The organism is Halovivax sp., assembly GCA_007119345.1.
In the GTDB taxonomy this organism is placed as follows: domain Archaea; phylum Halobacteriota; class Halobacteria; order Halobacteriales; family Natrialbaceae; genus Halovivax.
Map to the genome: position 1 here is coordinate 1 of SKPV01000161.1, position 18648 is coordinate 18648.

The 18648-nt window shown below is 67.8% G+C and carries 20 protein-coding genes and 1 pseudogene; 15 read left to right on the top strand and 6 right to left on the bottom strand.

Annotation, left to right across the window (positions count from 1 at the left end):
• The 6 genes and pseudogenes from QZT59_RS10925 to QZT59_RS10950 all read left to right on the top strand — a co-directional run.
• A pseudogene (locus QZT59_RS10925) lies at positions 1-306 on the top strand (hypothetical protein); the annotation flags it as partial.
• 280 nt (positions 307-586) lie between these two features.
• Positions 587-1045: a hypothetical protein gene (locus tag QZT59_RS10930; protein ID WP_290815770.1), complete on the top strand. Its 459-nt coding sequence runs from the start codon at positions 587-589 to the stop codon at positions 1043-1045.
• Between the two features lie 277 nt (positions 1046-1322).
• Positions 1323-1469, top strand: coding sequence for a hypothetical protein (locus QZT59_RS10935; RefSeq protein ID WP_290815773.1), 147 nt, complete (start codon positions 1323-1325; stop codon positions 1467-1469).
• A 436-nt stretch (positions 1470-1905) separates the two neighbouring features.
• Entirely contained in the window at positions 1906-2181 is a 276-nt protein-coding gene (locus QZT59_RS10940; RefSeq protein ID WP_290815776.1) for a PadR family transcriptional regulator, read from the top strand.
• Between the two features lie 367 nt (positions 2182-2548).
• Positions 2549-3847 (top strand): DUF4010 domain-containing protein, encoded by a 1299-nt coding sequence (locus QZT59_RS10945; protein ID WP_290815779.1) that lies wholly within the window; start codon positions 2549-2551, stop codon positions 3845-3847.
• A gap of 72 nt (positions 3848-3919) precedes the next feature.
• Positions 3920-5287 carry an aspartate aminotransferase family protein gene (locus tag QZT59_RS10950; protein ID WP_290815782.1) on the top strand — a complete coding sequence of 456 codons (1368 nt, stop codon included), beginning with the start codon at positions 3920-3922 and terminating at the stop codon, positions 5285-5287.
• A 27-nt stretch (positions 5288-5314) separates the two neighbouring features.
• Here QZT59_RS10950 and QZT59_RS10955 read toward each other — a convergent pair whose 3' ends face one another.
• Positions 5315-5638, bottom strand: coding sequence for a hypothetical protein (locus QZT59_RS10955; protein ID WP_290815784.1), 324 nt, complete (start codon positions 5636-5638; stop codon positions 5315-5317).
• Between the two features lie 121 nt (positions 5639-5759).
• Here QZT59_RS10955 and QZT59_RS10960 point away from each other — a divergent pair, with 121 nt between their 5' ends.
• Entirely contained in the window at positions 5760-6686 is a 927-nt protein-coding gene (locus tag QZT59_RS10960; protein ID WP_290815787.1) for an A/G-specific adenine glycosylase, read from the top strand.
• Between the two features lie 125 nt (positions 6687-6811).
• Entirely contained in the window at positions 6812-7405 is a 594-nt protein-coding gene (locus tag QZT59_RS10965; RefSeq protein WP_290815790.1) for an NADPH-dependent FMN reductase, read from the top strand.
• A gap of 27 nt (positions 7406-7432) precedes the next feature.
• On the opposite strand, the gene QZT59_RS10970 is transcribed toward QZT59_RS10965, so the two are convergent.
• Positions 7433-8101, bottom strand: coding sequence for a hypothetical protein (locus QZT59_RS10970; RefSeq protein WP_290815793.1), 669 nt, complete (start codon positions 8099-8101; stop codon positions 7433-7435).
• Positions 8102-8423: 322 nt separating this feature from the next.
• On the opposite strand from QZT59_RS10970, the gene QZT59_RS10975 reads away from it, so the two are divergent.
• From QZT59_RS10975 to QZT59_RS10985, 3 genes are all read left to right on the top strand, one after another.
• The gene (locus QZT59_RS10975; RefSeq protein ID WP_290815796.1) at positions 8424-8987 is read left to right on the top strand and encodes a hypothetical protein; all 564 of its coding nucleotides are present in this window, start codon (positions 8424-8426) and stop codon (positions 8985-8987) included.
• Positions 8988-9250: 263 nt separating this feature from the next.
• Positions 9251-10303, top strand: coding sequence for a site-specific DNA-methyltransferase (locus QZT59_RS10980; RefSeq protein WP_290815799.1), 1053 nt, complete (start codon positions 9251-9253; stop codon positions 10301-10303).
• Between the two features lie 345 nt (positions 10304-10648).
• Positions 10649-11380 carry a GNAT family N-acetyltransferase gene (locus QZT59_RS10985; RefSeq protein ID WP_290815801.1) on the top strand — a complete coding sequence of 244 codons (732 nt, stop codon included), beginning with the start codon at positions 10649-10651 and terminating at the stop codon, positions 11378-11380.
• 75 nt (positions 11381-11455) lie between these two features.
• On the opposite strand, the gene QZT59_RS10990 is transcribed toward QZT59_RS10985, so the two are convergent.
• Positions 11456-11875, bottom strand: a complete 420-nt coding sequence (locus QZT59_RS10990) for a DUF2267 domain-containing protein (protein ID WP_290815823.1) — start codon at positions 11873-11875, stop codon at positions 11456-11458.
• A 247-nt stretch (positions 11876-12122) separates the two neighbouring features.
• Here QZT59_RS10990 and QZT59_RS10995 point away from each other — a divergent pair, with 247 nt between their 5' ends.
• Entirely contained in the window at positions 12123-13301 is a 1179-nt protein-coding gene (locus QZT59_RS10995; RefSeq protein ID WP_290815803.1) for a redox-regulated ATPase YchF, read from the top strand.
• Between the two features lie 118 nt (positions 13302-13419).
• Here the strand turns inward: QZT59_RS10995 and QZT59_RS11000 are convergent, their stop codons facing one another.
• From QZT59_RS11000 to QZT59_RS11010, 3 genes are all read right to left on the bottom strand, one after another.
• Complete coding sequence (locus tag QZT59_RS11000) at positions 13420-13890, bottom strand: GNAT family N-acetyltransferase (protein ID WP_290815806.1); 471 nt, start codon at positions 13888-13890, stop codon at positions 13420-13422.
• A gap of 119 nt (positions 13891-14009) precedes the next feature.
• A complete protein-coding gene (locus tag QZT59_RS11005; RefSeq protein ID WP_290815809.1) occupies positions 14010-14294 on the bottom strand; it encodes a translation initiation factor eIF-1A in 285 nt (94 codons plus the stop codon).
• Positions 14295-14454: 160 nt separating this feature from the next.
• Positions 14455-15318: a UbiA family prenyltransferase gene (locus QZT59_RS11010; protein ID WP_290815812.1), complete on the bottom strand. Its 864-nt coding sequence runs from the start codon at positions 15316-15318 to the stop codon at positions 14455-14457.
• Positions 15319-15460: 142 nt separating this feature from the next.
• On the opposite strand from QZT59_RS11010, the gene QZT59_RS11015 reads away from it, so the two are divergent.
• The 3 genes from QZT59_RS11015 to QZT59_RS11025 all read left to right on the top strand — a co-directional run.
• Positions 15461-16003 carry a ribbon-helix-helix protein, CopG family gene (locus tag QZT59_RS11015; protein ID WP_290815814.1) on the top strand — a complete coding sequence of 181 codons (543 nt, stop codon included), beginning with the start codon at positions 15461-15463 and terminating at the stop codon, positions 16001-16003.
• Positions 16004-16312: 309 nt separating this feature from the next.
• Entirely contained in the window at positions 16313-17596 is a 1284-nt protein-coding gene (locus QZT59_RS11020) for an Nramp family divalent metal transporter (protein ID WP_290815817.1), read from the top strand.
• 12 nt (positions 17597-17608) lie between these two features.
• The coding region (locus QZT59_RS11025; protein ID WP_290815820.1) for a hydantoinase/oxoprolinase family protein at positions 17609-18648 on the top strand (1040 nt) is incomplete at its 3' end.

Here is an 18648-nt window from a genome sequence, read left to right on the forward strand (position 1 = left end):
GACGGAGACGACGACGGGATGGACGACGGAGACGACGATGACGGCGATGACGAGATGGACGACGCAGGCGAAGAGTGGGAAGAAGAGACCGACGAAGACGGCGAGGCCGAGTTCGAGCTCGAAGACGGCGACTACACGGTGACGGCGGAACACGACGGCGAAGAGGACGACGACGAGATCACGATCGACGGTGACGACGAGGAGCTCACGCTCACGCTGGACGTCGAAGTGGACGACGACGGCGACGACGATGACGACGATGACGGCTTCGGAGACGATGACGACGACGATGACGACGGGGTCTGATCGACGCAGACTCCGTCGAAGGTAGCGTCGAGACGATTCGAGCGGTTTTCACCCGTTTCGCACCCGGTTCCCCGTACGACCCCCGGTCGAACGCAACTTCCGCGAACCCTCCCGTCGAACGCAACTCGCGCGGGCCCTTCGGTCGAACGCTACTCGCGTCGGTTTCACGGGCGGTCGGGTCGGTCCCGAACGTTTTTATTCCGCGACTCCGCAATCGAGCGTACGATGACGCGGAGTACCCAGTCTCCTGGTCGAGAAATTCTCCGGTGATGGAACGAGTGTGGCGGTATCGGCCGCGGGCGACGCCGTCGAGCTCCGCCTCGGCGACGAAACCGTTCGACTTCCCGCAGCTCGCGCACGCGAACTGAGACGCGAACTGGGCGACGCGCTGCGTAGCGAACGCGAGTTCGTGAATACGGTCGGGCGGACGCGGGCCGACGGCCGCTACGTCGTCGAACGGCGCGAGGCCACCTCCGCCGGACATCGAAAAGTGTTCGACTCCTTCGCGGACGCGGTCGGGTTGTTCGACGCGCTGCCAGAGACGTTTACCGCGGCCGACGTCGGTGGCCACGGCCTCACGGGGAGTCGGCGACACGCGCTCGTGTGGCACTACGTGGAGCACCCGGCGTTCGATTGCGAACTCGTTAGAAGACAGCCGTTGACGGCCCGGAAGGGTCGTGACTCCCGATCTATCGACGCCGCGAGCGGAACCCTCGACGGGGGGAACCCCCGGCGGTGAACGATCGATCGTCGACGTCGAGCGAAGGAGAGGGGCACGATCGAGCGTCGTCGTCGAGCGAAGGAAGGGCGCGCGATCGGAGACTGGCAACGGCGGAACGAGTGCCGATCGGCCGAGCTCCGCCGACCCAACGAGTGCCGATCGGCGGTCCGGCTCGAACTACCGATCGAGACGTCCCGATCGACCGTCGCGGTCAATCGCCGACTAGCGACGCTCCCGGCGCACAGCTTTTCTGTTCGGCGAGTGAACGAACCGTTACGATGGAGGGGACGTTCGAATGAGGGACGAAGAAGAGATCCGGGAACAGTACGAGTTCCTCGCCGAGCACCTCGAGAGCGAGGAGATGCGCCACGACGGCGTCAGAGAGATGTTCACCTACTACAAGCGTGCCCTCGGCTGGGTGCTCGAGGAAGAACACATCTGACGCCCCAACCGGGTCACAATCCGACGTGAACGTATCGTCGTTCCGGACTGTGTCGGTACCTTTAAGTGGAGAGGGGGAAATTTCTCACGTGACGCTTCGCTTGGAGGGCCGAAGCGTCAGCGGGGACCAATTCAGGGCGGCAAGCGATCTCGCGGCCCTTTTCAGGCCGCGAGGTCTGCTTTCCTGTTTCGATCGAACGAGAGAGTCGCCACGCCGTCTCGAATGGAACGCGGTGGAGCGGAAGAACGAGAACGCACCCACGCCAACATTTCGACATGAAGGAGATATTTACCGACCGAAACCCCGTAATCCCTCATCACCGTTATCACTCGATTCGGCCGAGAACGCTCGTCGAACGGCGCCCTAGACGGGGAGGGACGAAACGACCCGATATATTTATTTAATTCCGACAAAAAGTAGGACCGGTACTTACCCAATGTACGACCTGACAGGATTCCAGCGCGACTTGCTCTACGTCATCGCTGGCGAGGACGAACCGCACGGACTGGCCATCAAAGAGGAGCTCGAGGAGTACTACGAGAAGGAGATCCACCACGGACGACTCTACCCGAACCTCGACACGCTGGTCGACAAGGGGCTCGTCGAGAAGGGCCGACGCGACCGCCGGACCAACTTCTACACGCTGACGCGGCGAGGCCGCCGAGAACTCGAGGCCCGTCGCGAGTGGGAAGCACAGTACGTCGACCTGTAAGCAGTTGCCCGTCCGCTCCCATCCCTGCCCCTCGACGGCCACCGACCGGTCGACGTCGAAACGACCGGCCCCACGTAGCCGCGGCTTCCTGTCGCCACGACTGCACCCACCGGGCGATCCATTCTCGTCGTCTACACAGCCCGACCATCGCTTCCCGTCGCCCGTTCCGAACGCACGGATCGGACCGAGACCGAGCGCTCGACGGCGACGCCGATAACCGCCCCTCGACGCGACCGGCTCGCGAACTCGACCGGCTCGCGATGTGGTTCTCGCGGGCACTCCCGACGAGCCGAGACGAAACGAACGGCCCTCGCACGAAATCAGATCCGTCGGTTCGTTTATTGACGCGGACGAGGTAGTTTCCGCGGTGGAAACCGTCTCCCTCCAGATCCTCGACGCTCCCCTCGACGAGACGGTCGTCCGGATCGCGCTCGCCGGCGCGCTCGGGATGTTCCTCGGCCTGGAGCGCGAATGGTCGCAGAAGGCGGCCGGGATTCGAACGTTCTCGCTGATCAGTCTGCTCGGCGCCGTCTTCACCATCGTCGCGCTCGAGACGCCCGTCGGCAGCGGCTTACTGGTGCTGGGAGGCGTCCTGGTGATCGTTCAGGGCGTCCTGCTCGCGCTCCAGGGGCTGCTCTCGACGGAGGACGCCGGCCTCTCCCTGACCACCTCGGTGTCCATGCTGGTCGCCTACGGCGTGGGCGCGCTCGTCGCGGCCGGCTTCATCATCGAGGGCGTCACGGTCGCGGTGCTCTCCTCGCTGCTGCTCGTCCTCAAGCGCGAACTCCACCAGTTCGCGTGGGGCTTGAGCCGCGAGGAGATGCGGTCGACGACGGAGTTCGCCATCCTCGCGTTCGTGATCTATCCGCTGCTTCCGGCGGAGTACGTGCTCGCGGTCGGGGGACTGACCATCCCCATCGAACCGCAGGTCGTCTGGCTGATGGTCGTCGCCGTCGCCGGCATCGGAATCGTCAACTACGCGGTCGTCTCGAGCTACGGCGGTCGCGGGATCGCCGTCACCGGTTTCTTCGGCGGGCTCGCCAATTCCACCGCGGTCGTCGGGACCATGCTCGATCACGTCCGCCAGCGACCGTCCGCGAGCTCGTACGCGGTCGCCGCGATCTTGCTCGCGGACGCGGCGATGGCCGCGCGGAACCTCGCCATCGCGATCGCGTTCACCGTCGGCGTCGACGGCCGGCCGCTGGTGGAGGCGGCGATCCCGCTGGGCACGGTCATCGTGCTCGCCGTCGGCCTCGCCGCCCTGACCGCCGACTGGGGAGAAGAGAGCGCCCTCGACCTCGAGAGCCCGTTCTCGCTGCACAACGCGCTCGCCTTCGGCGCGGTGTTTCTGGTCGTGCTCGTCGCCGGCGCGCTGGCCGAGACCTGGTTCGGCGTGCTGGGATTCTACGCGACCGCGGTCGCGACCGGGCTCGTCTCCTCGGCCGGCGCGACGACGTCCGCGGTCGTCCTCTACCGGGGCGGCCAGCTCGGGGCGCCGGAAGCGACGGTGGCCATCCTGCTGGCGACCCTCGCCAGCGTCGCCGTGAAGGCGGTTCTCGCCGCGTCGTCGTCCAACGATCGCTTCCGGCGCGGCGTGATCCGCGCGACGGTCCTCCTGCTCGCGGGCGGCGCCGTCGCCGCCGGGTTCGTCGTCGCGACGGGTTGAATCCCGGGCGGGTCGCAGATATTGCGCCGTTCACAACGAATATTTTTAGAACCGGCCGCGCCCTGTTCCCGTATGGACCGAGACACGGTCGAACCCGAGGTCGACGAGATACCGGGGAACCGCGCCCAGCGGTGGGCCGAGTACCACCATCAGTTCGCCGCCCCGAGCACGTACGTCTACGAATTCGTCTGGGACGCGTCGGCCGACGCGGTGGGCCCGTTTTGCACCGACGTCGACGGCAACGTTCTCATGGACTTCACCAGTCACGTCGCGGCCGCGCCGCTCGGGTACAACAACCCGACCCTCCGCGAGAAGTTCGCCGAGTTCGACCTCCCGGACCCGACCAAGATCGCCGGCCAGGACTTCTACGTGAGCAGCGACTGGCCGCCCGAAGACAGCGACCTGCCGGGTCCCTCGGAGCTGATGGACCGACTGACCGACGTGACGGGTCACTACGACATGGACGCCGTCTTCCTCTCGAACTCCGGCGCCGAGGCGGTCGAAAACGCGATCAAGATCTGTTACGCTCGCGGCGGCCATCGGGCCGTGACCACCGACGGCGCCTTCCACGGGCGCACCCTGGGAGCGCTCTCGCTCAACCGATCGAAGGCGGTCCACCGGAAGGGCTATCCGGAGATCCCCGGCGTGATCAGCGTCCCGTACCCCTCCACCGACGAGGACTACGAGAACCGGTGGCTCACGGACGGACCGGGGGGCAACGTCCTCGCGGACAAGCTCCACCCCGAGCAGGGCGTCATCGATCCCGCGGAGCTGGCGTACATCATCCTCGAACCGATCCAGGGCGAGGGCGGCTACCGACCCGCTCACCCCGACTTCGCCCGCGACATCGAGACGATCCGGGAGCGCCACGACGTGTGCGTCATCGCCGACGAGATCCAGAGCGGACTCGGACGCACCGGCGAGTTCTGGGGCGTCGACCACTACGACCTGACGCCGGACGTCATCACGTGCGCGAAGGGGCTTCGCGTCGGCGCCACGATCTCGCGCACCGACGTCTTCCCCGAGGAGAAGGGGCGTATCTCCTCCACCTGGGGCGCCGGCGACCTGCTGTCGAGCTTGCAGGGCGCGCTCACGATCGACGTCGTTCGGGAGGAGAACCTGCTCGAGAACGCCCGAGCGCGCGGCCGCCAGCTGCGCGAGCTGATCGAGGACGCCGCCCTCGACGGCGTCACGGACGTCCGCGGTCCCGGTCTCATGATCGGCGTCGAGTTCGACACCAAAGAGCGCCGCGAGGCGGTCGTGAAGGCCGCGATGAAGCGCGGCTTGCTGACACTCGGCTGTGGCTACAAGACTCTCCGACTGCTCCCGCCGATGGACGTCACCGCGCGCGAGATCGACCTCGCCGGCGGGCTGTTCTGTGAGTCCGTCGACGCCGTCGCCGGCGACGTGCGCGCGCCGGCGACCGACGGCGGCGTCTGAGGACGGTTCCGGCGACTCGCGTATCGCCTAAAACTGGTACCGGCGCTCGTCGTCCATCTGCGGATACTTGTCCTGGCCGGTCATCTCCTCGTACGTCATCCCCGAGAGGTACTCGTCGTAGGTGACGTCGTAGCCGGACCGGAGCTGGAAGTCGAGCTTGCCGGTGTCGACCGTGGTCTGAAAGAGCACGTGAATCGCCCGGCGGACGAGCTCGTCGGCGTCGTCCGGCTCGAGCGCGGCGTCGAGCATGGCGAGTTCGTTGCGCGTCTCCCGATCGAGCGAGACGGCGAGTTCGTCGCCGAGGTCGCCGTAGGTGTCCCGGACCTCCTCGGTCAGGTCGTCGAGGCTCATACCGGCAGGTTGCCACCCGGCGGCATATGGCTTTCGCGACGGGAGCGGCCGACGCGGTCGCCGGCCGGCGGGAATTCCGCGACCACTACGCCTAAACGAGGGCCGTCCCAACGAACCGGCGATGAGCGACGGGGCCGACGACTGGACGCTGCCGGACGACACCGACCGGGTTCGAGCGTCACTGATCGAGTGGTACGAGGCCGACCACCGCTCGTTCCCGTGGCGAGAGACGGACGACCCCTACGCGATCCTCGTCTGCGAAGTGATGAGCCAACAGACCCAGCTGGAGCGGGTCGTCGACGCCTGGCGGGCGTTCCTCGACCGGTGGCCGGCCGCGGCGGACCTGGCCGCGGCCGATCGCGCGGACGTCGTCGGATTCTGGAGCGACCACAGCCTGGGGTACAACAACCGGGCGCGGTACCTCCACGAGGCCGCGACCCAGGTCCTGGAGGACTACGCCGGAACGTTCCCGGAGACGCCCGACGAACTGGAGGAGCTGATGGGCGTGGGACCGTACACCGCGAACGCCGTCGCGAGTTTCGCGTTCAACGACGGCGACGCGGTCGTCGACACGAACGTCAAGCGGGTGGTGTACCGGGCGTTCGACGTCCCGGACGACGACGCGGCGTTCGAGTCGGCGGCGAGCGAACTGATGCCCGAGGGACGCTCCCGCGTCTGGAACAACGCGATCATGGAGCTCGGCGGCGTGGCCTGCGGGCAGCGCCCGCGCTGTGACGAGGCGGACTGTCCGTGGCGCGAGTGGTGTGGCGCCTACGCCAGCGGAGACTTCACCGCGCCGGACGTGCCGACGCAGCCGCCGTTCGAGGGGAGCCGACGACAATTTCGCGGCCGGGTCGTCGGCGCGCTTCGGGAGTTCGAGGAACTCTCGCTGGACGAGCTCGGGCCCCGCGTCCGCGTCGACTACGCGCCGGACGGCCAACACGGGCGGGAGTGGCTCTCGGGGCTGCTCGCGGACCTCTCGAACGACGGGCTGGTCGCGATCGAAGAGAACGGGAACGGGGAGACGGTCGCGCGGCTCCGACGGTGAGGCGACTCGCAGGGACGGAGAGACGGTCGCGCGGCTCCGACGGTGAGGCGACCCGCAGGGACGGGGAGACGGTCGCGCACCCGGCCGGCGGGACCTTCTTTGTCCCGACGGCCGTCTCGTCGAACATGTCCGAATCCGAGGTGCGCGTCGTCGCGATCGTCGGCAGCCTCCGCGAGCAGAGTTACACGAGACGGGCGGCGGCGCACGCGCTCGAGGCGGCGACGGACGCCGGCGCCGAAACGGAGCTACTCGACCTCCGGTCGTTCGACCTGCCGACGTTCGACGCGGACGTCGATCGCGAGTCGGCCGGCGACGCCGAGGCCCTCGCGGCGGCCGTCAGGGACGCCGACGCCGTCGTCCTGGCGACGCCGGTCTACCACGGCTCCTACTCGTCGCCGCTGAAAACCGCCCTCGACTACTGCGGCTTCGAGGAGTTCGAGGACAAGACGGTGGGGCTGCTCGCCGTCTCCGGCGGCGCGTTCCCCATCACGGCGCTCGACCACCTGCGGTCGGTCTGCCGGGCGTTGAACGCCTGGGTGCTCCCCCACGAGGCCGCGGTTCCCCGATCGAGCGCCGCGTTCGAGGACGGCGGATTCGCCGACGGCGACACCGCCGAGCGGGTCGCGACGCTCGGCCGTCGGACCGTCCAGTACGCGCGAATCGAACCCGATCCCGACTCCTTCGAGAGCGGCCAGAACGTGGGCGCGAGGGGGAAGTGAGTCGGCGCCGACCGAGCGTCCGTCGACTCACCACTCGGGGAGTCCGCTGAGGAACCGGTGATTGCCGACGAACGAGCAGCACGCGAGCACGAAGAATCCGTTCACGACGGTTCGGACTTCCACCGCCATCGACCACGGGCCGACCGGTAAGACGAGGCTGAAGACCGTCCAGTCGACGAACCAGACGATTCCGAGCAGCGTCGTCGCACCGACGGCCAGCAGCGTCGCCGGCACGACGAACGACGCCGCGGGCGCCAACGCGTCGACCGACTCGGCGGCCGGCGCCGCGCCGTTGTGAACGAACAGGAACTCCAGCGCGAAGTGGGCGGAGAGCAACGCGGCGAGCGAGAGACCGGCGACGAGTAATCCGATCGCACCCCCGACAGCCTCCGCGACGATCAGCCAGGCGAGCCAGGTCGCCGCGTACGCCGTCGCGGCGGCGAACCGCGCCGGTCGCGCGATGAATCCTTCGCCGTCCAGCGCGGCGCCGACGAACCCCGTACGGAGCAACCCGCCGAAAACGAGGACGCAGAGACCCGCGACGGCGCCGAACGCGGTTCGCGGTTCGACGACGACGAGGGCGAACCAGCACCCGACGGTCGCCGCGTCGACCGCCGCTATCGAGAGCGCGATTCGGAGATCGACGATGCGTCGCCGCGTCCGCCGCCCGTATCCGGGACGGCGAATGACGCTCATAGGGGAAGGTAGGGGGGAGTCGGTTTCGTTAAGCGGGTCGTTACGGGCGGCGAGCGTTCGATCGACTCGGACGGCTCGATGGAGTCGGCGGAACCACTCGACAGAGTCGCGTTCGACGTCGGTTACCGCCGCCGGACGTGGTCCGTCCGGCACGATCGGGGAGGTGAATCCGGCCCTCCCGGGAACGGGACGGGTTCGGGCGGGTAGCATCGAATTACCCCGACGTGAAACCACCGGTAAGCGGCGCTTACGGTCGGCGCGCGGTAGCGGTCGGGCCGAAACGTTGGACAAAACTATTTACGGGGATGGTGTTGGCGGGATTATGCCCGACAAAGAAGGACAGAGCCTGCCGGAGCTGGTCGTGAAGGAAGCCGTCGGTGCGGGGATGGAGTCGCCGATGCGCGAGACGATTCTCGAGGCCGTCGAGGAATCGGAAGGCCCGCGACGCCGGTGGATGCGACTCCCCCTGATCGGCGTCGCGATGGGGATCGGCGCCGGTATCGGCTACCTCCTCGGGAGCAAGGAGACCGACGTGACGGAACTCGACGCGGAGTCGATGCCGATCGAGGGGGTCGAAGAGATCGTCGAGACCGGTGCGGAAGAGACCGGCGTCGAGATACCCTCCGAAGCGGAGGAAGGCGGCGGAAGCCGGCTGCCGAAGCTCCTCTTGCTCGTCGCGGTCGGCGGGGCCGTCGCCCTCGCCAGACGCCGGATGAAGTCCGAAGACGAGGGATGGGAGCCCATCGAGGAAGTCGATACCCCGATCGGCCGGGAGGAAGAGGGGATCGGAACCGACGAGGGGGAAGGTGACGAGGAGGACGAACCGGAGGGCGCCGATGCGGACGCGGACGAACAGACCGGGGACACCACCGACGCCGAATCCTGAACCGGCCGGACGCCGAGTCCTGAGCCGGCCGGACGCCGAGTCCTGAGCCGGCCCAGACCCGACCCGTTCTGCACTAGTCGACCCGCACCCCAACGCACAGTATTCGAGCAGAATCGGCCGTAGGCCCAACACGTTCCAGAGCCCGCCGGGTGGTTCACAGAGATTGTTACGTGGCGGGTCGGATGTCGACGTCCGCGTATCGACGGTCGGAGACGACGCACCCGACGACAGAGCTAAGGGACCGACGCCGACACAGTGGATCGATGGAGACGACCCACCGCGTCGTCGTCGGTGACGCCCGCGAACTGGAGACCGTCGACGACGAGTCGGTCGAGCTGGTCGTGACGTCCCCGCCGTACCCGATGATCGAGATGTGGGACGAGCTGTTCGCCGAGCTCGATCCGACGGTCGGCGACGCGCTCTCCGCGGGCGACGGCCGCGCCGCGTTCGAAGCGATGCACGCCCAGCTCGATCGCGTCTGGGACGAGTTGGCGCGCGTACTGGTCGACGGCGGCGTCGCTTGCGTCAACGTCGGCGACGCGACGCGGACCCTCGACGGGAGTTTCCGCGTCTATCCGAACCACGCCCGGGTGCTCACGGCGTTCGAAGAGCGAGGGTTCGACCCGCTTCCGGACGTCCTCTGGCGGAAGCCGGCCAACAGCGCGGCGAAGTTCATGGGAAGCGGCATGCTGCCGCCGAACGCGTACGTGACGCTCGAACACGAGCACGTACTCGTGTTCCGGAAGGGGACCAGCCGTCGGACGTTCGCCGCGGGGTCCGATCGCCGGTACGAGGCGGCGTACTTCTGGGAGGAACGCAACCGGTGGTTCTCCGATCTCTGGACGGAAGTCCGCGGCGAATTGCAGACGCTGGAGCGAGACGAGCTCCGGGAACGGTCGGCCGCGTATCCGTTCGAGATTCCCTACCGGCTGATCTGCATGTACGCCGCCTACGGCGACACCGTCCTGGACCCCTTCTGGGGGACCGGGACGACGACCCTCGCGGCGATGTGCGCCGGACGAAACTCGATCGGGTACGAGCTGGATTCGACGTTTCTCGAGGTGTTCGACGACAGACGCTCGACGGTTCCGGAGCGATCGACGGCGGTGGCCAGAAGGCGCCTGCGCCGCCACGAGGAGTTCGTCGCCGAACGGCGCGCCGACGGGAAGGAGTTCGCGTACGAATCGGCGTACTACGACCTGCCGGTGACGACGAAACAGGAGCGACGCATCAGGTTCTTCGACGTCGCCTCCGTGGACGCCGTCTCCGAGCCCGACGGCCGCCGCTACCGGGTCCGCCACGAGCCGGTCGAGTAGCGGCCGAGCCGGCGGATTCCTGTCGTTCGCGGTTCGACGCTCCGCAGCCGTGGCTGCGGTCACATCGCCGCCGATCCGTTCGCGACTGGCGGACGTCCGCGTCTCCGCTCCCTGGGCAGCGACGCGTTCCGCACTCCAGCGCTCCGCTCGCAAATCTGGGCGCGACTGCGCGACGGTTCAGATCGGCCGACATTCCGACCGCCGACCCCGACGCCCCCAGGCACCGGGTTCACCGGTCGGGAGATTCTCGGGTAAGGGTGATCGACGATCCGTCGCCGATCGGACGACGGACGCGCCGACCGACACCGGCCAACAGTTAAGTATTGAAGTGCGCTATCAGGTGGCATGACATTCGCCGGCGAACTCGAGTTCGGCCACGAGGATCGACAGCGGATCTACCAGTACGTCGAGCGACGCGGCACGGCGACGATGTCGGAGTTGGAGTCGGAACTTCGATTGGATCCGGGCGGGTTGCGCCACCACGTGGCGATCCTCAAACGAGACGGCCGCCTCGACGGCGAGGGCGAGCAGTACCGGGTGGCCCTCGACGCCGGGGCCGAAGAGGAGTACGTCTCCGACGATCTGGAGTTTCACATCCGGCCGGCTCGCCAGGAAGATCTCGCCGGGATCGTCGGCGCGATCCGTCAGGTGGCCGAAGAGAAGACCTACATCGTCGCCGAGAGCGTCGCGGACGAAGTCGACCACGAGAACGCGCTGTTGCGACACAACGAGCTCGAATCGCGGATGTTCTTCGTCGCGACGGTCGCCGACGAAGTCGTCGGCTGGGTCCACCTGCACGCACCCGAACTCGACAAGCTGAGCCACACGGCCGAGCTCACCGTCGGCGTCATCGACGAGTATCGATCCCACGGAATCGGCTCGCACTTGCTCGCGCGCGGGCTCGAGTGGGCCGGATCGAACGGCTACGAGAAGGTCTATCAGAGCGTTCCGTCGACGAACGAGGACGCCATCGCGTTCCTCGAGAGCCACGGCTGGGAGACGGAAGCCGTCCGGGAGGACCACTACAAGCTGAACGGCGACGCCGTCGACGAAGTGATGATGGCCGTGAAGCTGTGACCGGATCGCGGGCGAACGCGCCGGGAAGACCGCACGCGAACGCCGGCGTTCCGTGCGATTCCGGCGCGTCCCGGACTACGCCTCCGAATCCGGGCCGGCCGTCGCCTCCGCTTCCTGCAGTTCGAACAGGTCGTCGTAGTCGTCGGGTAGCTGCTCCTCGATGTCGTCCAGCGCGCCCCCGGTGACGGCCTCGTCGACCACCTCCATCACGACCATCGCCCGGTAGGCGACGTCCTCGTGCTCGCCGCCGCCGATCCGGTCGCGCTCGGCGGTTCGCCTGACGAACTCCTGGAACTCGAAGGACTCGACCTCGTCCACCTTCTCCAGGTGACGACCGAGCTCCTCGGGGAGCTGGGCGCCGAGGTTCTCCGCCTCCCCCGGCTGAATGCGCTCGCTGAGCGTCTCGAGGGTCGCCCGCGTCGCGCCGAGGGCCGCCTCGCGGGAGTCGAGCTGTGCGCGGTGCTGGACCTCGCCGATGAACTCCTCGTACTGCATGTCGACCCATCGGACCCAGGCCACGGAGAGGCTGCTACCTTCTGGTGAAAGGATCCTCGCAGGAAGTGGGTCCTCGCGGGAAGTGGATCCTCGCGAGAGGGGAGAAACGTCGCCCGGGGACCGGAGGTCACGGCTGCACCTCCGTCCGGGAATCGAGCGCCGTCGTGACGTCAGCGAGTCGGATCGATCCCCCGGTCCGACGGGGGGAATCGAAAGGTAGTTTTCCCGGACGCTGCTACGCTGGGGCATGCTCTCGATCGCGCTTGCCGGCAAGCCGAACGCCGGCAAGTCCACCTTCTACACGGCGGCGACGATGGCCGAGGTGGACGTCGCCAACTACCCATTCACCACCATCGACGCCAATCGGGGCGTGAGCTACGTCCGCACCGAGTGTCCCTGTCTGGACCGGGACGAACGGTGCAACGCGGACGACTGCCGAGCCGGCAAGCGGTACGTTCCGATCGAGCTCCTCGACGTGGCCGGGCTGGTCCCCGGCGCCCACGAGGGGAAGGGACTCGGCAACCAGTTTCTCGACGAACTCACGAACGCGGACGTCATCGTGAACGTGATCGACGCCTCCGGCGGGACGAACGCGGAGGGCGAGCCCGTCGACGTCGGCGAGCACGACCCCCTCGAAGACATCGACTTCGTCGAGGAGGAGATGGACATGTGGCTCGCCGGGATCGTCGATCGCAACTGGGAGTCCGTGGAGCGAAAGTCCCGCTCGCCCGACTTCGACCTCGACGACGCGCTCGCGGACATGCTCACCGGCTTCGGCGCGTCGCCGACCGACGTCGCCACCATCCTGCGAGACCTCGAGTACCCCGCGGACCCGATCCAGTGGGAAGACGACCACCGCGAGGCGCTGGCGCGGGAGGTCCGCGAGCGGACCAAGCCGATCGTCGTCGCGGCCAACAAGATCGACGTCGCTCCCGAGGAGAACGTCGAGCGCCTGCTGAAACTCGACAAGCCCGTGATCCCGACGACCGCGGAGGGCGAGCTCGCGCTCCGGCGGGCCGCCGAGAACGACCTGGTCGAGTACGACCCCGGCGACGCCGCGGTCGAGATCACCGGGGACGTCAGCGACGCCCAGCGCGAGGCCCTCGAGGGGCTGGCCGACGCGATGGAGCGCTGGGACGGCACGGGCGTCCAGACCGCCCTGAACTACGCCGTCTACGACCTGCTCGAACACCTCACGGCGTACCCGGTCCAGGACGCCGCGAAGTGGTCCGACGGCAGCGGCAACGTTCTCCCCGACGCCTTCCTCCTACCCGACGGCTCGACGCCGGTCGACCTCGCCTACGCCGTCCACTCCGACATCGGCGACGGCTACCTCCACGCGGTCGACGCCCGCTCCTCGCGCGAGGTTTCCGACAGCTACGAGCTGGCGGAGGGCGACGTGATCAAGATCGTGAGTGCGAACTGAGCGGCGCGAGGGCCGAAACCCACCGACGGGAGTGGGTCGAGCGCTGCCGCGCGGTCGCGAAGTCCGACGAGTAACGTCTCGCCGCCGGCCGCGATCCGCTACGGGTGGACGCGATCCGCTACTCGAGTCGTTTCTCCAGAACGATCTCGTCGTACTCGCGGTACTCGAGGGGATACTCGCCCGTCTCCTCGTAGCCGCGACTGCGATACAGGTCGGGCAGGTACGGGTGCTCGCCGGGCGTCGTCAGCCAGATGGTGCCGTATCCTCGCTCGCGCGCCCACCCTTCGGCGCGATCGAGCAGCGAGCGTCCGATTCCCCGGCCCTTCCGATCCTCACGGACCCCGAGCCGGCTCAGTTTGACGCGATTCGGCTCCGTCTCCTCGAGGCGGACCCCGCCGACGATCTCGCCCCCGTCGACGGCGACGAGGACGCGGTGCTCGGCGATCCAGTCGGAGACGGTCCGCTCGTCCGCCGATTCCGCCTTCGCCGGAAACCCGAGCTCGCGGTTCTCGCGGTACGCGCTCCGGTAGGCCGCGGCGAGCGCCGCGGCGTCGTCCGGTGTCGCCCGGCGGACGTCGACGTCGGTCATCCGTCGAGTCGACGAACGCGGGACGCCCCGTAAATTCTTTCGAACGCGGTCGGGGAACGAACGGACGCGTTCCGGTCGCGCCGCTGGTCGTCCGGGAGCAGAACCGAGAAGATCCGCGCTCAGTCGATGTGGCCTTCGCGGCGCAGCTGGTCGGCGTCCTGACCGGTGTATCGCCACTCGATCGTGGCCTTCTCGTCCTGCCAGTCCCACGGTTCGGCGACGACGACGTCGTTCTCGTTGATCCAGGTCCGATACTTCATGCGCCCCGGGATGCGTCCGAGTCGCTCTTTCCCGTCGGCACACCGGAGCTGGACGTGGTTGCCGCCGAGGTGCTCGGTTACGATCGCGAAGACTTCGTCGTCGTTGGGCATGCGGAGGTTCCGGCGCCCGGTCTCTTCACTCATACCACCGATACGAGGGGCGGGCGTATAAGTGGCCGGGAAACGCGGTACCACGACCCATCCCCGGAGTTGTGGTACCACGACCCACCCCCGGAGTCGTGGTGCCGCGCCCCACGACAGCCAGCGCACCACCGCGACTCATCCCAGCGTCCCTACCGGCCACTCACGCGAGGGCGATCCCGACGGGTTCGAACCAGACGGCGGCCACGAGGACGGCCAGGAAGACGTACGAGCCACGGATCAGCAACATCGTGGCCACGGTCGGCGGCGCGCGCCTGGCGACGACGGCGACCGCGCCGAAGGCGACGACCGCGAGGACGCTACCCGGGGGAAAGGCGCCGAAGGCGGTGAACCCGATCACGCCGACGAGCGCCGCTGCCAGGAGCCCGTAGGCTACGTCGTACGCCCGTTCCGGTCCGAAGACGACCGCGACGGTCCGCTTGCGGATCGACCGATCGTAGTCGTAGTCCTGGGCGTCGTCGATCACCTTGATCCCCGAGAGCAGTACCACGAAGACGGCCGCGAAGGCGAGCGCCAGGGCGCTCATCGCACCCGCCTGGACGTAGTGGCCGCCGAGAATCGCCAGGCCGATGCCGACGGGATAGCCGGCGGTCGCCCCGATCGGGTGCACGTCGAGGCGCGGAGCGTGGAAGTACGCGATCACCCAGGTCGGAATCGTGAGCGCGACGGCGACGGCGTCCGCGCGCAGGAAGATGACCGCGCAGGCGAGCGCGAAGAGGACGGTCGAGCCGACGAGTCCCAGCCGACAGCCGGTGACGGTGAGCGGGTGGTCGTCGTCCTCGTCCCGGACGTGGAAGTCGACGTACCCGTCCTGGACGTGGGCCGTGTAGACGGCGGCGAAGATGGCGACGACGTGGGCACCCGCCTCCACCGGCGCGACCGTTCCGGCGAGGATCCCGCCGAAGATCGACGCCGCGAGCGGCGGGAGCATGAACACCGGGTGGATCTGCGAGCGGTACGCGCGCGTCGCCGCCCGGATCCCGGTTCCGTGACGGGCGATCGGCATACCTCGGCCGACCACGAACCGACGTAAAACTCCACGGGGCCCGACCGGCGACGTCGGAGCGCGGACGACGACGCGCGAACGTGTCGGCTCTCCCACCCCTTGCGTCGTGGAAACTATATGCATGGAGTGGGTGGAGGGGGACATGACCGACCGGATCACGGTATCGTTCGACGACGACGCCCGCGCGGCCCTCGAGTCGCTCACCGGCGAGACCGGCAAGAGCCAGAGCGAGGTCGTTCGCCGCGCGCTGTCGTTCTACGCCGCGAACTTCGAGGCCGCTACCGGCGATCCGAGTCACAACTTAGAGCAGTACTACCAGATGCTGTCGTCCGGCGAACACGTCCTCCTCGACGTCGACTTCCTGCACTGCTTTCTGGACCGCCTGTACGGGGACGGAAATCCGGACCCGGACTTCGTCGAAAGCGCTGATCGTGTGTCGGAATACCACGTCCGCGAGTACGCCGAACGATTCGACGGGCTCGGAGAGCTCCTCGAGTGGCTCTCGTTCTGCGGGTTCCTGACCGTCAGGTCGGAGACCGACGGCGCCTACCACGTGGTGTTCCCCTCGGAGTCGATTCGGTGGTTCATGGTCCGGTTCATCGAGCGCAGCACCGCGGACTTGCCGTTCGACGTCGCGGTCGAGGCCGGCGTCTCGAAGGCGATTCTTACCGAGAATCGAGAGTGACTCGGCGCCCGGCAGGAATGATCGAAGCAGTCTGCGCCCGATCCGGCCGTTGGAAACCGACGTGACTCCCGCCGATTCGGGATCGACGGTAACTTCCGCCGATTCGGGATCGACGGCGACTCCCACCGATTCGGGATCCCCCGTCGAACGGGGTTCGATCGCTCGCGCCGGGATCATTTACGACCGTCATACTCGTTCACACTCAGGTAGAACAGATCGCAAATATCCTTCGTATTGTAAGACCGATTCTCAACAATCTTTTTTACTTGATATTGTCTGCGAACGACTGGCATACGGAGGACCCGACAAATGGCAACATCGGACAAGGCGCAATCGACAGGTGCGGGCGGAGAATCGTCGACCGGTCTCGTCGACCGGCTCAGAAACGTCGGCCCCGGGGCGCTCGTCGCGGCGGCGTTCATCGGACCGGGGACGGTAACGACGGCGAGCGTGATCGGCGCGGAGTACGCGTACGTGCTCCTGTGGACGATCGTGTTCTCGATCTTCGCGACGATGGTCATCCAGGAGATGAGCGCGCGTCTCGGGCTCATCACCCAGCAGGGACTCGGCGAAGCGTTGCGAAAGCAGTTCGACAATCCGGCGGTGAGCGCGGTCGCCATCGCGCTCGTGGTCGGCGCCATCGGCGTCGGCACGGCCGCGTTCCAGACGGGGAACATCACCGGCGGCGCGGCGGGACTGGCGACGATCACGGGCGTTGAGGCGAACATCTGGGGGCCGGTGATCGGCCTCGTCGCGGGTGCGCTGCTCTTCACCGGCAGCTACCAGCTCATCGAGAAGGTGTTCATCGGCCTCGTCGCCATCATGGGCGTCGCGTTCCTCGTGAACGCGATCGCGGTCCGACCGAGTCCGGCCGACATCGGGGGCGGCCTCGTGCCGACGATCCCCGAGGGATCGGCGCTGCTCATCGCCGGCCTCATCGGGACCACCGTCGTCGGCTACAACCTGTTCCTGCACGCGAGCACGGTCCAGGAGAAGTGGAACGAGCCGAGCGACCTCAAGGACGCCCAGTACGACACGATCTTGCTGGTGGCGATCGGCGGCCTCATCACGACGGCGATCGTTATCACGGCGGCGGCGGTGTTCCCGGAGGGGACCGAGATCGGTGACGTCGGCGAGATGGGCGATCAGCTCGAGCCCGTCATGGGCGGCTACGCACTCACGTTCTTCGCGATCGGGCTGTTCGCAGCCGGGTTCACCAGTGCGATGAGCGCGCCGCTCGCCGGCGCGTACGCGACGGCCGGGGCGCTCGGCTGGGAGCGGGACCTGAAGTCGACCCGGTTCCGGGCGATCTGGATGACGATCCTCGGCGTCGGCATCGTCTTCTCCGGGCTCGGCTTCAACCCCGTCCAGGTGATCGTCCTCGCGCAGGTCTTCAACGGCCTCCTCCTGCCGATCCTGGCCGTCTTCCTCATCTACGCGATGAACAACCAGGAGCTGCTCGGCGAACACACCAACTCGACGCTGCAGAACGTCCTCGGCGGCGTCGTCACGCTGGTCGTCATCATGATCGGCCTGTTGACCCTGAACGACAACCTCCCCGCGTTCGTCGACTTCTTGACGGGGTTGCTCTAAGCTAGGTTCATAATGACAGGACAACGCACGCAGATCGGCGTCGACGTCGGCGGCACGTTCACCGACGTCGCGCTGCTGGTCGACGGTCGGCTGACGACCGCCAAGGTCCCGACGACCGCCGATCAGAGCCTCGGGGTCATCGAGGGCATCGAGAAGGCCTGCGAGGACGCGGGCGTCGAGCCCGCGGAGATCGAGAGCTTCGGCCACGCGATGACCGTCTCGGTCAACGCGATACTCGAACGCGACGGCGCGCGGACGGCGCTGGTCACGACCGCCGGCTTCCGGGACGTCCTCGAGATCGGGCGCCAGGACCGCCCCTCGCTGTACGATCTCGAGGCCGAGAAACCGGAACCCCTCGTTCCGCGACGACGGCGGTTCGAGATCGACGAACGGACCCTACCGGAGGGCGTCGAGCGCGCGGTTCGCCCCGACGAGGTTCGCGAGATCGCCGAGGAGATCGCGGCGGCGGACGTCGATAGCGTCGCGGTCAGTCTGCTCCACGCATACGCGACGCCGGAGAACGAGCGGACGGTTGCGACGCTGCTCCGCGAGTCGCTCGACGTGCCCGTCTCGACCTCCTCGGAAGTCCTCGCGGAGTTTCGCGAGTTCGAGCGGACGGCGACGACGACGGTCGACGCCTACGTCACGCCCGCGATCGACGGCTACGTCGGCCGACTCGTCGACCGAGCGGCCGACGCGGGGATCCCGGCACCGCAGATTATGCAGTCCAACGGGGGCATCGCGGACGCGGAAACGGTGCGCGAGCACGCCGTGACGACGGTCCTCTCCGGGCCGGCGGCCGGCGTCATCGGCGCGGCCGACGTCGCCGGCGACGACGGGCTCGTCACGTTCGACATGGGCGGCACGTCGAGCGACGTGAGCCTCGTTCGGGACGGATCGCCGGCGCGGACGACCGACGCCGAGATCGACGGACTGCCGATCGGGACGCCGATGGTCGACGTGAACACGGTCGGCGCCGGCGGCGGCTCGATCGCGTGGGTCGACGCCGGCGGCGCGCTCCGCGTCGGGCCGCGCTCGGCCGGCGCGGAGCC